This is a genomic window from Oxalobacteraceae bacterium OTU3CAMAD1, from assembly GCA_024123915.1.
GTDB lineage: Bacteria > Pseudomonadota > Gammaproteobacteria > Burkholderiales > Burkholderiaceae_D > Rugamonas.
In genome coordinates, this window is the sequence record CP099650.1 from 4,008,283 (window position 1) to 4,024,740 (window position 16,458).

16 protein-coding genes are annotated in these 16,458 nt (G+C 64.4%); 10 read left to right on the forward strand and 6 right to left on the reverse strand.

The features are described from left to right. The first annotated feature begins 10 nt into the window (after nucleotides 1-10). Nucleotides 11-781, forward strand: coding sequence for a LytTR family DNA-binding domain-containing protein (locus tag NHH88_17365; GenBank protein ID USX17364.1), 771 nt, complete (start codon nucleotides 11-13; stop codon nucleotides 779-781). Nucleotides 782-898: 117 nt separating this feature from the next. Here NHH88_17365 and purT read toward each other — a convergent pair whose 3' ends face one another. After that, the gene (gene purT / locus NHH88_17370; GenBank protein ID USX11485.1) at nucleotides 899-2,110 is read right to left on the reverse strand and encodes a formate-dependent phosphoribosylglycinamide formyltransferase; all 1,212 of its coding nucleotides are present in this window, start codon (nucleotides 2,108-2,110) and stop codon (nucleotides 899-901) included. Nucleotides 2,111-2,141: 31 nt separating this feature from the next. Further along, nucleotides 2,142-2,891 carry a DUF481 domain-containing protein gene (locus NHH88_17375; protein ID USX17365.1) on the reverse strand — a complete coding sequence of 250 codons (750 nt, stop codon included), beginning with the start codon at nucleotides 2,889-2,891 and terminating at the stop codon, nucleotides 2,142-2,144. A 167-nt stretch (nucleotides 2,892-3,058) separates the two neighbouring features. On the opposite strand from NHH88_17375, the gene NHH88_17380 reads away from it, so the two are divergent. Further along, a complete protein-coding gene (locus tag NHH88_17380; GenBank protein ID USX11486.1) occupies nucleotides 3,059-3,448 on the forward strand; it encodes a hypothetical protein in 390 nt (129 codons plus the stop codon). Between the two features lie 19 nt (nucleotides 3,449-3,467). Here NHH88_17380 and NHH88_17385 read toward each other — a convergent pair whose 3' ends face one another. Both NHH88_17385 and NHH88_17390 read right to left on the reverse strand, forming a co-directional pair. After that, the gene (locus NHH88_17385; protein USX11487.1) at nucleotides 3,468-4,517 is read right to left on the reverse strand and encodes a GGDEF domain-containing protein; all 1,050 of its coding nucleotides are present in this window, start codon (nucleotides 4,515-4,517) and stop codon (nucleotides 3,468-3,470) included. Nucleotides 4,518-4,657: 140 nt separating this feature from the next. Beyond that, nucleotides 4,658-5,116, reverse strand: a complete 459-nt coding sequence (locus NHH88_17390; protein USX11488.1) for an Lrp/AsnC family transcriptional regulator — start codon at nucleotides 5,114-5,116, stop codon at nucleotides 4,658-4,660. Nucleotides 5,117-5,241: 125 nt separating this feature from the next. On the opposite strand from NHH88_17390, the gene NHH88_17395 reads away from it, so the two are divergent. Then, nucleotides 5,242-5,496 carry a hypothetical protein gene (locus tag NHH88_17395; GenBank protein USX11489.1) on the forward strand — a complete coding sequence of 85 codons (255 nt, stop codon included), beginning with the start codon at nucleotides 5,242-5,244 and terminating at the stop codon, nucleotides 5,494-5,496. Here NHH88_17395 and NHH88_17400 read toward each other — a convergent pair. Then, the gene (locus tag NHH88_17400) at nucleotides 5,489-6,778 is read right to left on the reverse strand and encodes an NCS2 family permease (GenBank protein ID USX11490.1); all 1,290 of its coding nucleotides are present in this window, start codon (nucleotides 6,776-6,778) and stop codon (nucleotides 5,489-5,491) included. The genes NHH88_17395 and NHH88_17400 overlap by 8 nt on opposite strands. Before the next feature lie 194 nt (nucleotides 6,779-6,972). On the opposite strand from NHH88_17400, the gene NHH88_17405 reads away from it, so the two are divergent. Further along, nucleotides 6,973-7,941, forward strand: a complete 969-nt coding sequence (locus NHH88_17405; protein ID USX11491.1) for an MBL fold metallo-hydrolase — start codon at nucleotides 6,973-6,975, stop codon at nucleotides 7,939-7,941. 13 nt (nucleotides 7,942-7,954) lie between these two features. Here NHH88_17405 and NHH88_17410 read toward each other — a convergent pair whose 3' ends face one another. Beyond that, entirely contained in the window at nucleotides 7,955-10,336 is a 2,382-nt protein-coding gene (locus tag NHH88_17410; GenBank protein ID USX11492.1) for a diguanylate cyclase, read from the reverse strand. A 147-nt stretch (nucleotides 10,337-10,483) separates the two neighbouring features. Between NHH88_17410 and NHH88_17415 the strand changes: the two genes are divergently transcribed. The 6 genes from NHH88_17415 (at nucleotide 10,484) to NHH88_17440 (ending at nucleotide 16,378) form a co-directional block, all read left to right on the forward strand. Continuing rightward, entirely contained in the window at nucleotides 10,484-11,140 is a 657-nt protein-coding gene (locus tag NHH88_17415) for an HAD family phosphatase (GenBank protein ID USX11493.1), read from the forward strand. 107 nt (nucleotides 11,141-11,247) lie between these two features. After that, nucleotides 11,248-11,463 carry a hypothetical protein gene (locus tag NHH88_17420; protein ID USX11494.1) on the forward strand — a complete coding sequence of 72 codons (216 nt, stop codon included), beginning with the start codon at nucleotides 11,248-11,250 and terminating at the stop codon, nucleotides 11,461-11,463. Between the two features lie 204 nt (nucleotides 11,464-11,667). Further along, a complete protein-coding gene (locus NHH88_17425) occupies nucleotides 11,668-12,504 on the forward strand; it encodes a DNA/RNA non-specific endonuclease (protein ID USX11495.1) in 837 nt (278 codons plus the stop codon). Beyond that, on the forward strand, nucleotides 12,492-12,752 hold the full coding sequence (locus tag NHH88_17430) for a hypothetical protein (GenBank protein ID USX11496.1): 261 nt from the start codon (nucleotides 12,492-12,494) through the stop codon (nucleotides 12,750-12,752). Before NHH88_17425 ends, NHH88_17430 begins: the two co-directional genes overlap by 13 nt. A 123-nt stretch (nucleotides 12,753-12,875) precedes the next feature. Further along, the gene (locus tag NHH88_17435) at nucleotides 12,876-14,582 is read left to right on the forward strand and encodes a DUF4214 domain-containing protein (GenBank protein USX11497.1); all 1,707 of its coding nucleotides are present in this window, start codon (nucleotides 12,876-12,878) and stop codon (nucleotides 14,580-14,582) included. Between the two features lie 89 nt (nucleotides 14,583-14,671). Beyond that, nucleotides 14,672-16,378 carry a DUF4214 domain-containing protein gene (locus NHH88_17440; GenBank protein USX11498.1) on the forward strand — a complete coding sequence of 569 codons (1,707 nt, stop codon included), beginning with the start codon at nucleotides 14,672-14,674 and terminating at the stop codon, nucleotides 16,376-16,378. The last annotated feature ends 80 nt before the right edge of the window (nucleotides 16,379-16,458 follow it).

Here is a 16,458-nt window from a genome sequence, read left to right on the forward strand (position 1 = left end):
CGAGGCGCACCTGCGCGATTATCTGGAGGGACAACTCAAGACCGTGTGGCCCGAACTACGGGTGGTCGCGAAGGCGGCCAACGGGCTCGATGCGCTGCGTTTGATCGACGAGGAGGCGCCCGATGTGGTCTTTCTGGACATCCGCATGCCGGGCATGACGGGGCTCGACGTGGCGGCGCGGCTGGTGGAGGGACGCAAGCCGCCGCACATCGTGTTCGTCACCGCATTCGACCAGTATGCGGTGGAGGCGTTCGAGCATTCGGCGGTGGACTACCTGTTGAAGCCGGCCAGCCTGGATCGGCTGACCAAGACGGTGGTGAAGTTAAAGGCGGCGTTGCAGGCGAGGCGGGAAGTCGGGCAAGAGCCTGCGGCGGCGGGCGGTGTGACGGCGGCCGCTTTGCAGGCCTTGCTGGCGCAGTTGGGTGGCGCGGTGGCCGCTCCTGTCGCCGCTGTGGAGCCGCTGCAGTGGATACGCGCTTCGCAGGGAGATCAGACGCGCTTGATCTCGATCGACGAGGTGATTTATTTCCAGAGTAATGACAAGTACACCAGCGTGTTCCTGGCCGATGGCGAGAGTTTGATCCGCACGCCGATCAGCAAGTTGCGCGAGCAGCTCGATGAGCGGCAGTTCTGGCAGATACACCGCAGTGTGATCGTGGCGGCGCGGCATGTGGCGGGGACGCGGCAGGATTTTCGCGGACGCTTGATGGTGCTGTTGAAGGGGCGCGGCGAGCAGCTGGTGGTCAGCCGCAATTACGTGGATTTGTTCAGGCAGATGTAGGGCGGTTTTTAACCCGCACGGCCATACGGGGTCGGACCCTACCGGGTCCGACCCCTAAGCGGTATGGTCGGCATATCGTTGAAAGCACGCGGGGTTGAAAGCGTGCGTATTCTGGAACTACTTGGCGATGACCGGCTTGACCTTCGCCGCCGCTTCCTTGGCGCGCGCGCGTGCGGTTTCCACGTCGTCCGCAGTCGCCAGCGCCACGCCCATGCGGCGGCGCGCGAACGATTCCGGCTTGCCGAACAGGCGGATGTCGCTGCCCGGCACGCGCAGCGCTTCGGCTACGCCTTCGAACGCGATGCCGGCCGCTTCGTGCTGGCCGTAGATGACGGCAGAGGCGCCCGGCGCCTTGAGCGCGACATTGACCGGCAGGCCCAGGATCGCCTTGGCGTGCAGTTCGAATTCGCTTTGCACCTGCGTCGCCATGGTCACCATGCCGGTGTCGTGCGGACGCGGGCTCACTTCCGAGAACCAGACCATGTCGTCCTTGACGAACAGCTCGACGCCGAACAGGCCAAGGCCGCCCAGGTCGCCCGTCACCTTGCCGGCGATGTCGCGCGCGCGTTCCAGCGCCACCGGGTCCATGCGGCACGGCTGCCACGATTCGACGTAGTCGCCCTGCACCTGTACGTGGCCGATCGGTTCGCAGAACTGCGTTTCCACCTGGCCGTCGGCGCCGATCGAGCGCACCGTCAGCAGCGTGATTTCGTAATCGAAGTCGATGAAGCCTTCGACGATGACGCGGCCCGAGTCTACCCGGCTGCCGGCGGCGGCGTAATCCCACGCGGCCTTGACTTCGGCGGCGCTGTCGATCTTCGACTGGCCTTTACCCGACGACGACATGACAGGCTTGATCACGCACGGGAAGCCGATGGCGGCGGTGGCCGCCTCAAGTTCCGCCAGGCTGCTGGCGAAGCGGTAAGGCGACGTCGCCAGGCCGAGCGTTTCGGCGGCCAGGCAGCGGATGCCTTCGCGGTTCATGGTCAGCTGCGCGGCGCGCGCGGTCGGGATGCAGGTGATCTTGCCGGCTTGTTCCAGCGCTGCCAGCGTGTCGGTGGCGATGGCTTCGATCTCCGGCACGATCAGGTCCGGCTTTTCCTGCTCGATCAGCGCGGCCAGCGCGGCGCCGTCGGTCATGTTGATGACATGGGCGCGGTGCGCGACCTGGTGGCCCGGCGCGTTCGGATAGCGGTCGACGGCGATCACTTCCACGCCCAGGCGCTGCAGCGCGATGATGACTTCCTTGCCTAGCTCCCCTGAGCCGAGCAGCATGACTTTGGTGGCGGTGGGGGACAGCGGCGTGCCGAGGATGCGTGGAGTGTTCATGTTTGGTTCAGAGAGAAGAAAAGTAAAGGCGTCAGAAAGAGTAGACCAGGGTCACCGAGGTTTGCGTGTCGGTGCTCTTTTTATCGTCCGGGACGTTGGTGTCGCTGCGGACGCTGAACGCGGCCTTCAACTGCATGGTGTTGTTGATCTTGGTGCGCAGCGATGTTTCCGCCTCCGAGTGGGTGTTCGAGGTGCCCCGTTCGACCATCAAGGTTTGCTGGAACAGGGCGTTTTCGCTCAGGCGCCATTTGAAGTTGCCCGCGCCGCGGATGGTCATGCCGTTCTCGGTTTCGCCGGTGTCGCGCGCGCCGCGGAAGTAGCCCGGACCGATTTCCACGTCCAGCGTCTTGGTCTCCGACTGATAGACCTGGGTGCCGTAACCGACGCCGATCGTCGAGTAGCGGATGTAGGCGCCGAACCGGTCGTCGACGTGCGTGGCCAGCGCGAACAGCCGGTCGCGGTCCTGCATCAACTTGTACGCGGCCTTGGCCGACAGCGAGTAGCGCTGCGCCGAACGCTCGCGCACTTTTTCGCCGTCGCTGTTGGTGACCTGCTCGTCCTTGAAATAGCCGGCGGCGATGTACTCGTTGCTCCAGTCGGGAAGTTCCTGCTTGGAATCTATCTTGCCGGTAACGGAGGTGCCGACGGTGTTGCCGGAGGTGGAAATCGCGCCCAGCTCGGCGGAGGTGCTCCAGCCGTAGGGTGGGTCCAGATCGACGGCGGCCGCGTGGCCGACGGTGAGTGATAGCGCTAGCGCGGGTACGAACAGCAATGGTTTCATAGGCATGGGAGGGCGATGCCGGGCATTGCCGGCGGTGCGTCGTCTTGTACGGAAGAAGCCGCTATTGTACCCGACACCGATTACGTGTGGTTCCGTACAGAACGGGGCCTTTCAACGGAGGATCATTGCCCCATTAGCTGAACGGGGTAACGATCATGAAGACATCATTGAAATTGACAAAAATGCTGCTGTGCGCGGGCCTGTTCGCCGCCACCGCCTCCGCCACCTCGTTCGCCAGCGCCGGCATCAACCGCTGCGTCGACCCGCAGGGCGCCGTGCTGCTGACCGACGCCGACTGCCCGCAGGGCAGCCGCGTCGCCAACGAGGACGCCGTGAGCGACACTGGCGCCGATGGCGTCATCATCAACAGTGGTGTCGAACGCGTCGTCCCGGGAATTCAGAGCGGCGCCAGCCTGCCGCGCAGCCGTTGGGCCGATTTGCCGCGCCCTCTGGTGCGCAAGGCCGGCGGCACGGACGCGATGACCTTGCAGGCCGCCCGCAGCACGCTGCAGATGCAGGACGAGTTGCGTCGCCAGAGCCGCGTGGCGGCCCGTTGATGCCCCACCCGGACCGGCGTCAGGCAGCTTCGCGCTGATCGGTGGCGACGACGTAGCGGTTTTTACCGGCATGCTTGGCCGAGTACAGCGCCCGGTCGGCATGGCGGTAGCTGACCGAGAGGTCGGCCTGTTTGTCGAATTCGGCGATGCCGATGCTGATCGTGCGCGCCGGCACGCAGGCCGCCCGCACCTCGTCCAGCAGCCGGCCGGCGAACACGCAAGCGTCATCGAGGTCGCCGTGGAAGACGACGCCGAATTCCTCGCCGCCCAGCCGCCCGCACAGGTGGTTGGCGGACAGCCGGCCGACGACGGCGGCGGCCCTTTTCAAGACCTCGTCGCCGGCGTCGTGGCCGAGGGTATCGTTGATCTTCTTGAAGTCGTCGATGTCGATCATCAGCAAGTGCAGCGGACCTGTCGTTTGCTGGGCGGCGCGGGCGTCGAGGGTGAACTTGCGGCGGTTGCTCAAGCCGGTGAGGCTGTCCTTGAACGCCAGCACCGTCAACTCCTTGCGGGCGCGGAAATTACCGACGCGCAAGGTGAGGAAAAAAATATTGAGATAAACGCCGATGCACAGGCTCCCGCCGACGGCGACCAGCGCCAGGTTGAAGTCGAGGTGCCCCGGTTGGCCGGGGAAATTGCCGACGCCGAGCACCAGCCAGATGACGACGACGGTGGCCACGTAATTAATCAGCCCGCTAAACACGGGCGCCGACGCCAGCGCCATGGCGATGCCGATCGGCAGTACCCAGAACGCCGGGTGCGCGGTTTGATCGATGAACAGCCGGAAGGCGACGGCGGTGGTCACCGCCCCCAGCACGCCGCTGACGATCAACTGGCGCAGCGAGCGCGCGCGGACGGTCATCAGCAGGCTGGCCAGGATGCCCGGCGCGCCCAGCAGCAATTTCAGGTGGCCGTTGCCGTGCGCGCCGAACAACAAAGTGATAGAGCACAGCCAGGCGATCAGTCCGAAGGCCTGGGTCAGGATGACGACCGGACGGCCTTCGACAAAAAATTGTCGTTGCTGTTCGGGATCGCCAATGAAATAGGAGTAAGCAAAAAGTTTTCGCATGCGCGTTCGCATATAATTTCCCAAGAGTATAAATCTTGTGCTCGGGAAAAAATAGTGATTTTGGTGGAAATGTAAGCGAAATCACAGGAGTTGCTTCAATTTATCAACAATTCCTTAAATGCAATTGATCCGCCGACAGCTCACGGCGCCACCGAAAAGCTGCGTTTCAGGCACCGCAGCACGAAGGTCGAGCGGCTGTGGCGCAGTCCCGGCAGCTTGTACAGTTTGCGGCGCAGGAACTCTTCGTAGCCGGCCGTTCCGGCCACCGCCACCTTGATCAGGTAGTCGTACTCGCCGGTCAGCAAATAGGCTTCCATCACCTCCGGCAGTTCGGCCAGCGCCTGGCCGAACTTGTCGAAGATGTCGTCGTCGTGGCGATCCAGCGTGACCTCGATGATGACGGTGTCGGGGTAGCCCAGCGCCGTCTGGCTCAGCAGCGCGGTGTAGCCCTCGATCATCCCGCCTTCCTCCAGCGCGCGCACGCGATTCCAGCATGGCGTGGTAGACAGACCGACCTTTTCAGCCAGCTTGGTGTTGCTCAGGCGCCCGTCCTGGCGCAGCTCGCGCAAGATGCGGCGGTCGATCTCGTCGATTTCCATGTTTCGCTCCCGGGAAGATGAATATTCCATGAATTTTACATGTGCGGGGACGATCTTCTTGGAAATGGGCGGAATCGGGGCAATTCAGGGAGCCTATTTCGCCCGACTGTGGATATTCTGATGGTATGAATACCACACAGAAAAACTACCGTTTTTGCATCGAGCCGGATGCGCCCATCGCCACCCTTGAGGCCGCGCTGGCCGTCGTGCGCCGCCTCGGCATCGAGCTGCGCGGCCTGCGCACGACCGCCGGGGACCACGGGCTGGAGGTGCATTTGCGCCTGGCCGCGCCGGAGGAGGACCCGCTGGTGCTGTGCCGCATGCGCCTGCACAACGTCATCGGCGTGCAGGCGATCCGCGAGCTGGCCGAGATTACGTGACGCTGTACTTAATCAGGAAAACGATGGCGATGATCCAGACCACCGGCTTGACCTGGCGCGCCTGGCCGGTCAGCAGCTTGAGGCCGGCGTAGGTAATGAAGCCGAAGGCGATGCCGTGGGCGATCGAGTACGTGAACGGGATCACCAGCGCGGTGATCGCCGCCGGCACGCTTTCCGTGGTGTCGCTCCAGTCAACGTCGACCAGGTCGCGCAGCATCAGGCAGGCGACGAACAGCAGCGCCGGCGCGGTGGCGTAGGCCGGCACCACGCCGGCGATCGGCGCGAAGAACAGCGCGGCGAGAAACAGCAGCGCCACCACCAGCGCCGTCAGGCCGGTGCGCCCGCCGGCCTGCACGCCGGCCGCGCTTTCCAGATAGGCGGTGGTGCTCGAGGTGCCCAGCACCGAGCCGGCCACGATGGCGCAGCTGTCGGCCAGCAGCGCCTTGTTCAGGCGTTCCATCTTGCCGTTGACCAGCAGGCCGGCGCGGCTGGCCACGCCCATCAGGGTGCCGGTGGCGTCGAACAGCTCCACCAGGAAGAACACCAGCACCACATTGAACAGCCCCATCGAGATGGCGCCCGCCAGGTCGAAGTGGAACAAGGTCGGCGAGATCGACGGCGGCAGTGACATGAAGCCTTTGAAGGTGTTGCCGCCGAAGAAGAAGCTCAGCACGGTGACGGCGACGATGCCGATCAACAGCGCGCCCGGCACCCGCAGCCGGTCCAGGGTGACGATCAGCAGGAAGCCGAAGATGGCCATCAGGGTGTGCGGATTGTGCATGTCGCCGACGGTGACCAGCGTTTCCGGGTTGGCCACCACCAGGCCGGCGCTTTTCATCGCGATCAGCGCCAGGAACAAGCCCAGGCCGACGGTGATGGCGACCCGCAGCGATTGCGGGATGCCGTTGACGATATGCTCGCGCACCTTGAACACGCTGACCACGATGAACAGGCAGCCGGAGATGAACACCGCGCCGAGCGCCGTCTGCCACGGCACGCCCATGCCGAGCACCACGGCGTAGGCGAAGTAGGCGTTCAAGCCCATGCCCGGCGCCATGCCGATCGGGTAGTTGGCGTACAGGCCCATGATCAGCGTGCCCAGCGCGGCGGCCAGGCAGGTGGCCACGAACACCGAGTCCTTCGGCAGGCCGGCGTCGCCGAGGATGGCGGGATTGACGAAGATGATGTAGGCCATCGTCAGGAAGGTGGTGACACCGGCGATCACCTCGGTGCGGATGGTCGTGCCGTGCTCGGCGAGCTTGAAGAATTGGTTGAGTGACATGGCTGGTCAAGGTCGTGGTCGACCCGGTATCGCGGGGAGGGCGAAGAATACCACGACCTCGGCGGCACCCGGGGCATCACATATTGTATTGCCTTTTAGACACAGAGGTGTCAAAATGCAAAATCTGCTGCCTGTTTGACACCACTAGTTGCTTTATCGACACGGGGCCATCGCACCACCATGGAATTCGCTTTATGAAAGCCCGCATCTGGGGCGCGCGCGGCTCGCTGCCGGTGGCGCTGAACCATAAGCACATCCGCGCCAAGCTGGTCTCGGCGCTGGAGGGGGCGATCGGCCGCGATCTCGACTCGCGCGAAAAGGTGGCGTCGTATGTCGACAACGAGCTCGATTTCGACGTGCGCGGCACGTATGGCGGCAATTCCAGCTGCGTCGAGGTCGAGGCCTGGGACCCGGACGCCACCACCGACCACATCATCCTCGACCTCGGTTCGGGCGTGCGGCCGCTGGCCGGCGCCAAGCTGGCGCGCTACGGTCCGGCCAAGCCGCAGACCTACCATGTGTTCATGTCCCATCTTCATTGGGACCACATCATGGGCTTTCCGTTCTTTACGCCTGCCTACATTCCGGGCAACCGCATCATCATCTACGGCTGCCACGCGGAACTGGAGGCGGCGTTCCGGCGCCAGCAGGACCCGATCAGCTTCCCGGTCGGCTTCGACCAGCTGGCGGCCACCATCGAATTCGTGCGCATGGAGCCGGGCGTGCCGGTGATGGTCAAGGACGTGAAGGTGACGGCCAAGCGCCAGCTGCACCACGGCGATTCCTACGGCTACCGGCTGGAGCGCGGCGGACTGGCCATGGTCTACAGCACCGATTCCGAGCACAAGCTCGACGACGCCGCCGGACGCGCGGCGTTCGTGGAGTTCTTCCGCGACGCCGACCTGGTGATCTTCGACGCTATGTATTCGCTAGCCGAATGCGTGTCGGCCAAGGCCGACTGGGGCCATTCGAGCGGCGCGGTGGGCGTGGAGCTGTGCCGGCTGGCCGGCGTGCGCACGCTGTGCCTGTTCCACCACGAGCCGGTCTACGACGACGCCCGCATCTCCGGCGTGCTGGCCGAGACGCGCCGCTACGCGGCCGCCACCGGCGAGACGCCGCTGGAGGTGGTGTCGGCCTACGATGGCATGGAGATCGACCTGTAAGAGGCGTGGCGCCTTAGTCGGCGATCGCGTAGCCGTCGCGGCCGTTGTGCTTGGCCGCGTACAGCGCGCTGTCGGCGCGCGCCACCAGTTCCGCCGCCGATTCCCCTTCGCCAAGATGCAGCGCCAAACCGATGCTGGTGGTGACCGCCATCGCCGCCTCCGCCACCATGAACGGCCGCCGGATCGCCTCGACGATCTTGAGCGCCATGCGCGCCGCCTCGTCGACGTTCGCCACTTGTTCGAAGATGATGATGAATTCGTCGCCGGCGACGCGGGCGACGGTGTCCGAGGCGCGCACGTTGGCCGTCAGGCGGGCGGCAAACTCCTTGAGCACGCCGTCGCCGGCGCCGTGGCCGCGCGTGTCGTTGATGGCCTTGAAGTGGTCGATGTCCAGGTAGGCCAGCGCCAGCGGCTGACGATTGCGCCTGGCGCGCACGATCGCCAGTTGCAGTATTTCCTCGAACATGCGGCGGTTGGCGATGCCGGTAAGTGTGTCGATGCGCGCCAGCTGCGTCAGGCGCTGTTCGATTTCCTTCATGCGCGTGGTGTCGTGGGTCAGCGAGTAGATGCCGACGACGGCGCCGTCGGTGCCCAGCTCCGGCACGAAGGTGGTCTCGAGCGCGTGCTCGCCGCCGTCGATCCTGGCGGTGTGCTCGTAGGTGGCGTTGTGGCCCTGGTAGGCGCGGTCCAGGTGCGGTTGCGCCAGCGCGTACTGGGTGTTGCCGATGCCTTCGACCAGATGGCGGCCGATCATCTTGACCGGGTCCATGCCGAACCAGTGCAGGAAGGTGGCGTTGAGGAACTGGAAGGTGCGCGCGTGGTCCAGGTAGGAGATCAGCACCGGCAAGTTGTCGGCCAGGGTGCGCAGGCGCTTTTCGCTGGCGGCGATCTTGCGCTCGTACGCCACCCGCTCGGTGATGTCGTGCAGGAAGGCGGTGGCGTAGTAGGCGCCGTCGTGGCGCAGCGCGCCGAGCGACAGTTCGACCGGCACCTCGCTGCCGTCCTTGTGCAGCGCCGCCACCCGCACCCGCGAGTTGATCAGGCGTCCGGCGTGGCCGTCGGCGAAGCTGCGCATGCCGGCGCCGTGCTTGCCGCGCATCGCCGGCGGGACGATCAGTTCGGCGATGTCGCGGCCGATCGCCTCCTCGCGCGTCCAGCCGAAACTGCGCTCGGCGGCGGCGTTCCACTTGGTGATGATGCCGGTGGCCTCGCAACTGACGAAGGCGTCGGGGGCGCGCTCGAGGATGCTGCTGATGAGCGCTTCGCTGTCGCGGATCGCCGTTTGCGCGGCCTCGCGTTCGGCCATCAGTTCGTGGAAGGCCACGCTCAGCGCGCCGATCTCGTCGGCGCGCCCGCGCTGCAGCACGCCGATGTCGGCGCGGCCGCCGCGGATGTCGTCGATGTGCCCGCGCAGGCGGCCCAGCGGGCGCAGCATCCACTGCACGGCGATCCACGCCGCCAGCCCGGCCAGCGCGGCGAAGGCCGCGGCGCCCAGCATGGCCTTGTGGCGCATGGCGATCATCGGCGCGAACGCCTCGTCCACCGGGAAGCGGGCGCCGATGATCCAGTTGGTGGCGCGCAACCGTTTGAAGCAGTAGATGCCTTGCACGCCGTCGCGGCCGGTCGTTTCGGTCCAGCCTTCGAAGCCCGTCAGCGCCAGCGCGGTGGCCTTGCTATGGCCGGGGCGCTCGTCGCGCCGTTTGAGCAGCAGGGAAGTGTTGGGATGGTGCAGTATCACGCCGTCGGCGGTCATCATGTAGGTGTAGCCGGTCTTGCCCGGCTTTTGCGCGGCCACCTGTTCGGTGAACGAAGGACTGCTCAGGTCGATGCTGCCGCACAGCAGCATGAGCGCGCGGCCGCCGGCGTCGAGCACCGGATGGACGATCATAATGGCCGGGCGGCCCGTCAGTATGCTCTTGAAAGGCGGCGACACGGCCGGCTTGCCGGCCGCCAGCGCGCGCTCGAACCAGGCGTGCGCGGCCTCGCCCGGGTCGAGCGCAGTCACGCCAGCATCGGCGCCATCGCCGACACCCCCGCCGGTATTGAGCAGCGCGCCTTGCCGATTGTAGATGTGCAGATTGAGGAAGCGCCCGCGCGCCACCGGATGGCGGGCGACGAACGCCTGCATGGCCGCCGGGCTGGCACCGTCGCTTTCGGTGACGGTGTCGGCCAGGCTGGCGAGCAGCACCTTCCTGGCGGTGAACTGGGCGTCGACCTGGGCGGCGGCCGACGACAGCAGCGCGTATTGCTGGTCGCCGATCACGCTTTTCATGTCGCGCTCGGCGAGCACCAGCGCGACCCAGGCCACCGTCACCGTGGCGGCCAGAACCAACATCACGACGACCCCGGTCATGCGGAACTTGAGGCTGCGCGGAAGTCGTGCAAAAACGGCCATGTCGCTCTTCGAATATGCGTTGGGGCAAGTATTGCATACCCTGTCAGGCAAGACCAGCGGGTACAATCGCCGCTGCCAACGGGCCATCGCGACGCCGGCGCCGGCCACGTCGCGGCCGCTTGCCGGCCTTTACAAGGAATGCGGAGTATGCTGCAAGCAATTTTGTGGGACAACGACGGGGTGCTGGTCGATACCGAACGGCTGTTTTACGAGGCCAACCGGGAGCTGTTCAGGCCGCTTGGCCTGGAGCTGAGCGAGCAGCACTTCTTCGACTGGTACCTGGCCGACAATCGCGGCGCCTGGCATCTGCTGGAGCCGGCCATGGACGAAGCGCAAATCGAGGCGGCGCGCGCGCAGCGCAACGAGCGCTACGCGCTGCGGCTGGCGTCGGAACACATCCCGGCCATCGCCGGCGTGGCCGAGGTGCTGGCCAGCCTGGCGCCGCGCGTACGCATGGCCGTCGTCACCAGTTCCATCAGCGAGCACTTCGAGATCATCCACGGACGTTTGCCGCTGCGGCGGCACTTCGAATTCGTGCTCACGCACGAGTCGTATGCCAACAGCAAGCCGTCGCCCGAGCCCTATCTGCTGGGCCTTGAGCGGCTGGGGGTGGCGGCGGCCGACGCGCTGGTGGTCGAGGATTCGCCGCGCGGCCTGCAGGCGGCGATGGCGGCCGGCATCCGCTGCGTCGTCCTGCGCAACGCGCTCACGCGCGGCCACGATTTCCCCGGCGCCTACCGGGTGGTCGACACGATGACCGAGTTGCTTGCGGAGATAGAACTGCTGTTGTCGGTGGAAAACTGACAAGCGAAACAGGGATTGCGGCGTAGCAGCCGTGCGACATCCCCGACGGCGTTTCAGTAGCATGGTTCGCGTAGATGCTGAACATGTTCTGAAGAAAGGAGTCCATCATGCCCCGAGGAGCAAGCCCCAAACGCGAGCACGAGTACAAGGAGCTGGAACACAAATTCGAACAGGAAGGACGCTACCCCGGCCGCGAGGAGGAGGTGGCGGCCCGGATCGTCAACAAGCAGCGGACCGAGGCCGGCGAGACCAAGCAGCCGCCCGGCCGCACCGGCACCGGCCACCGCCGTCGCAACACCACACGCCGCAACAAGCCGTCCTGAGCTCGCCGCTTTCGTTGTCAAAGTTTTCACCCAAGCCGCTAAAAACAATGTAAAATGACAAGCAGTGTTATAGCAATGGAAATATAAAACAAGGCCTCTGGTAGGGCGGATGTTTTGAAAGGGTCGAATCCTGACGGGTTCGGCCCTTTTTGTTTGGAGCGTGGTCGGCTAGAATGCCGCCTCCAAAATCTGCCCCAGGGAAATATGAATTTGTTTCAAAAAAGCGTGGCCGCGACGGCCATCGCTTGCGGCCTGATCGCCACGTCGGGCTTGTTCTCCGTCGCGCCGGCCTTCGAGGCCCGCGCCGCCAAAAGCCGCTGTGCCGCCCACTACGTCGACGGCCGGCTGCCGGAAATCGCCAACCGCAAGCTGGGCGCCGCCACAACCGAGCTGTGCTATGGCGTGTTCGGCGTCATGCATTCCGGCATCACGCGCACGCCGCTGTGGTCGGCGGAGCACCTAACCGCCGACAATATCGCCGCCGCCAGGGAATTGTCGCGCGAGGACAGCTTCCACGCCGAAAAGCGCTTGCCGCCCGGCGTCCGCGCCGAGCTGGACGACTACGCGCGCAGCGGCTACGACCGGGGGCACATGGCGCCCAACGGCGACATGCCGGACCGCCGCACCCAGCACGAGAGCTTCACCCTGGCCAATATGGTGCCGCAGGACGCCGACAATAACCGCCATCTGTGGGCGGGCATCGAGGCGGTGGTGCGCAAACTGGCGCAGAAGGAGGGCGACCTGTATGTCATCACCGGCCCGGCCTTCATCGGCCGCGAACTGCGCAAGGTCGGCAACGTGCTGGTGCCCACCCATTTGTATAAACTGGTCTACAGCCCGCGCCAGCGCGCCGGCGCCGCCTACTTTGTCGAAAACCGGGCCGACGCGGAGTACGAGGTGCTCAGCGTCGCCGAACTGGAAAGCAGGATCGGCATCGATCTGTTACCGTCGTTGTCGGCGGAGCGCAAGCAGGAACTTCTGCGCCTGCCGCATGCGCGGCAACGCAAGGGCAAGGAAAGGAGCAGGCAATGGGCCAATTGAGAAACGTATTCGTTCCCTATGCGAACGAGTCGGATGTGCTGAACATCGGGCATCTGACGATCGAGAACCGGGTCGACCGCATCACCGTCAGCGGCGATGTCGACCTGACCGCCGACCTGGCCGGCCTGGATTATGCGCGGGCGCTGCACCAGTTGCTGGGCGAGGTGGTGGCCAGCCTGGAGGCGCGGGAATTGCCTGACAAATTGCCCGCGCCGCCCACGAAGACGGTGGCGAACCCCTTCGAGTAGAGCGCCAACGATTACGCCGGCGTAAGTGGCGGGAGGCTAATCCGCAACACTTGCCGCTGAGAAATTCACCATTGCCCGGCCATGATGTTACTATTGGGCAATTATACTTGCGCTGGATAGATCATGGCTACCATCACTGGAATCAACTCCCTGGACGCGTTGCTGAAGAGCAGTTGGGCGTCGTCCGCCGGCACCGCCGTCACACTGACCTACAGCTTCCTGACCACGTCGCCGGCCGGGGCCACGACCACGGATGCGAACGGATTCAAGCCGATGACGGCCGCCCAGCAGGCGGCCGTCAAGGTGGCGCTGGACAGCTGGGCGGCGGTGGCCGACATCACCTTCACGCAGGTGAGCTCGGGCGGCGACCTCCAGGTGGGCACCAACAACCAGGGCGACGACAGCAGCGCTTACGCCTATCTGCCGGGCGGCCGGGGTCCGGTGTATATGTACACCAATAACACATATGCGCCCGGTTCCACCTATGCGGCCGGCGACTTTGGCGCCTCGGTGCTGATCCATGAATTCGGCCATACGCTGGGACTCAAGCATCCGGGCAATTACGATTCGACCGGCGGCGCGACCGACGGCCCGTTCCTGCCGGCCGCCACCGATAATCTGGATTTCACGCAGATGTCGTACAACACCGGTTCCGGCTTTAGCCTCAACGGCAACTATGGCGTCACGCCCATGCAGTTCGACATCCAGGCGATCCAGTACATGTACGGCGCCAACATGGCCTATCACACGGGCGCCGACACCTACAGCTTCGTGCGCGATTCGGCGCTGCAGTGCATCTGGGACGCGGGCGGCACCGACACCCTCGATTTTTCCGCTTGCACGGGCGCCACCATCATCAACTTAAACCAGGGCAACTTCAGCTCGACGGCGCCCGGTTACAACAACATCTCGATCGCCTACAACGTGACGATCGAGCGTGCGATCGCCGGCAGCGGCGGCTCCACCATCCACGGCAACGACGCCGGCAACGTCATCATCGGCGGCATCCGCAGCGACACCGTCTATCTGGGCAAGGGCAGCGATACGGTCACCGGCGGTGGCGGCGGGGATACGGTCGTCTTCGATCTCGCCCTGGCCAGCTACGGCTTCAGCGGTAGTAAAGCCGCCCTGACCGTCACCGGCGAGGGCACCGACCTGTTGAATAATATTTCGACGCTGAAGTTCGACGACCGCACGATACAACTGTCGAATTACATCTCGCTGAGCGGCGGCGGCGCCGGCGACGACAAGTTGGTGGCCGGCACGGGCAACGAGTTGTTTTCAGGCGGCACCGGTTTCGACACGGTCCACTACAGCCTGGCGCGCAGCAACTACACGGTGGCCGCCAGCGGCAAAGCCTTCACCGTCGGCGACAAGAGCGTCAGCGGCGGCACCGATCTGGTGGCCGGCGTCGAGCGCCTGGAGTTTTCCGACGGCAGCGGCGTGGCGCTGGACATCGCCGGCGCGGCCGGCCAGACCTACCGCCTGTATCAGGCGGCCTTCAACCGGAAGCCGGACCTGGGCGGATTGAGCTTCTGGCTCGACAAGATGGACGACGGCCTGGGACTGGCGAGCATGGCGCAGTTCTTCCTCAACAGTAAAGAGAGCGTGGCGATCTACGCCTTATTGACGGACGCGCAGTTCGTCGCCCAGGTGTACACCAACGTGTTGCACCGCGAGCCGGACACCGGCGGCCTGGATTTCTACATCAAAGGCATGGCCGCCGGGGTGACACGGGCGGCGGTACTGGCCGACTTCTCCGAATCGGCAGAGAATCAGGCCGCCGTGATCGGATCGATTACCAACGGCATCAATTACACGGTGTTCTAATAGATCATCAAAAAGTTATTCACAAAAATCATTGCCGATTTAGTAAGTTCGCGTTACCATAAAGAAATTAAACTTTAAGATAGCGGACCATGGCAGATATCACAGGCATCAACTCGATTGACTCGTTGCTTTACTCGAGCTGGGCGGACTACACCCACACGCCGGTTTCGCTGACCTACAGCTTCCTGACCGTGGCGCCAACCCGTGCGGCGAAGGACGCCATCGGCTTTGCCGCCATGACCGCCGGGCAGCGCGAGGGCGTCAAGGCGGCGATGGCGACCTGGTCGGCGGTGGCCAATATCAAGTTTACCGAGGTCGCTTCCGGTGGCGACATTCAAATCGGAACCAACAATCAGGGTGACGACAGCGCGGCTTACGCGACCTTTCCCAACCCGGGCGGGGCTTCCTATTTGTTAACGAACAATACCGACGACTATAACTTCAAGTTCGATGCCGGCGGTTATGGCCTTGAGACGCTGGTGCATGAACTGGGCCATACGCTCGGGTTTAAGCATCCGGGCGACTACACCGACGACGGCACCGCGCTGCATGAAGGGCCGTACCTGCCGACGGTTACCGACAATACCGATTACTCGGTGATGTCCTATCACAACGGCGACGGTTACTCGGTGCACGGCAAGTATGTCAGCACGCCCATGTTGTACGACATTCAGGCGATGCAAGTGCTGTATGGCGCCAACATGGCATACCACACCGGCAACGACACCTACAAATACGCCAAGGACACGGCGCCGCTGTGCATCTGGGATGCGGGCGGCACCGACACGCTGGATTTCTCGCTGTGCACCGGCTCGACTGTCATCAATCTGCGCGAGGGGGGCTTTAGCTCGACCGCTCGCGATTACTACAATATCTCCATCGCGTTCAACGTCACGATCGAGCGCGCGATCGCCGGCAGCGGCGGCGGCTCCATTTTCGGCAACGACGCCGGCAACGTGATCAGCGGCGGCGCCGGCACCGATTTCATTTATTTGGGCAAGGGTAGCGACACGGTGACCGGCGGCGGCGGTACGGACGAGGTTATCTTCGATCTCGACCTGGCGAGCTACAGCTTCAGCGGCGGCAAAGCCCTGCTGACCGTCACCGGCGAAGGCACCGACGTGCTGAGTAACATCTCTTCGCTGGAGTTCAACGACCGCACGATTCAGTTGTCGAACTATCTCTCGCTGAGCGGCGGCGGCGCCGGCAAGGACTCGTTCGTGGCTGGCACCGGCAGTGAATTGTTTTCCGGCGGCGGCGGCCTCGATACCGTCCACTACGGCCGTGTTCGCGATAATTACACGGTGAGCGCCAGCGGCAAGGATTTCACCATCGGCGATAAAAGCGGCAGCGGCGGCACCGATCTGGTGGCCGGCGTCGAGCGCCTGGAGTTTGCCAACGGCAGCGGCGTGGCGCTCGACATCGCAGGCGCGGCCGGCCAGACCTACCGTCTGTACCAGGCGGCCTTCAACCGGACGCCGGACCAGGGCGGCTTTAGCTTCTGGCTGGACAAAATGGACGACGGCCTGGGCCTGGTCACAATGGCGCAGTTCTTCCTTAACAGTGCCGAGAACGTTGCGACCTACGGCACGCTGACGGATGCGCAGTTCGTTGGCCAGGTGTACACCAACGTGCTGCACCGCCAGCCCGACGCCGGCGGCCTGGATTTTTATATCAAGGGCCTTGGCGCCGGGGTGACGCGCGCGACGGTGCTGGCCGACTTCTCCGAATCGCCGGAGAACCAGGCCGCCGTGATCGGCTCGATCACCAACGGCATGAACTACACGGTGTTCTAACGTAGAGGAAATAGTCGGTGCCGTGCGGCTCCGGTTATTGTTATGCTGTCAAGTTAATGTTACCATAAGGAAATTGACCT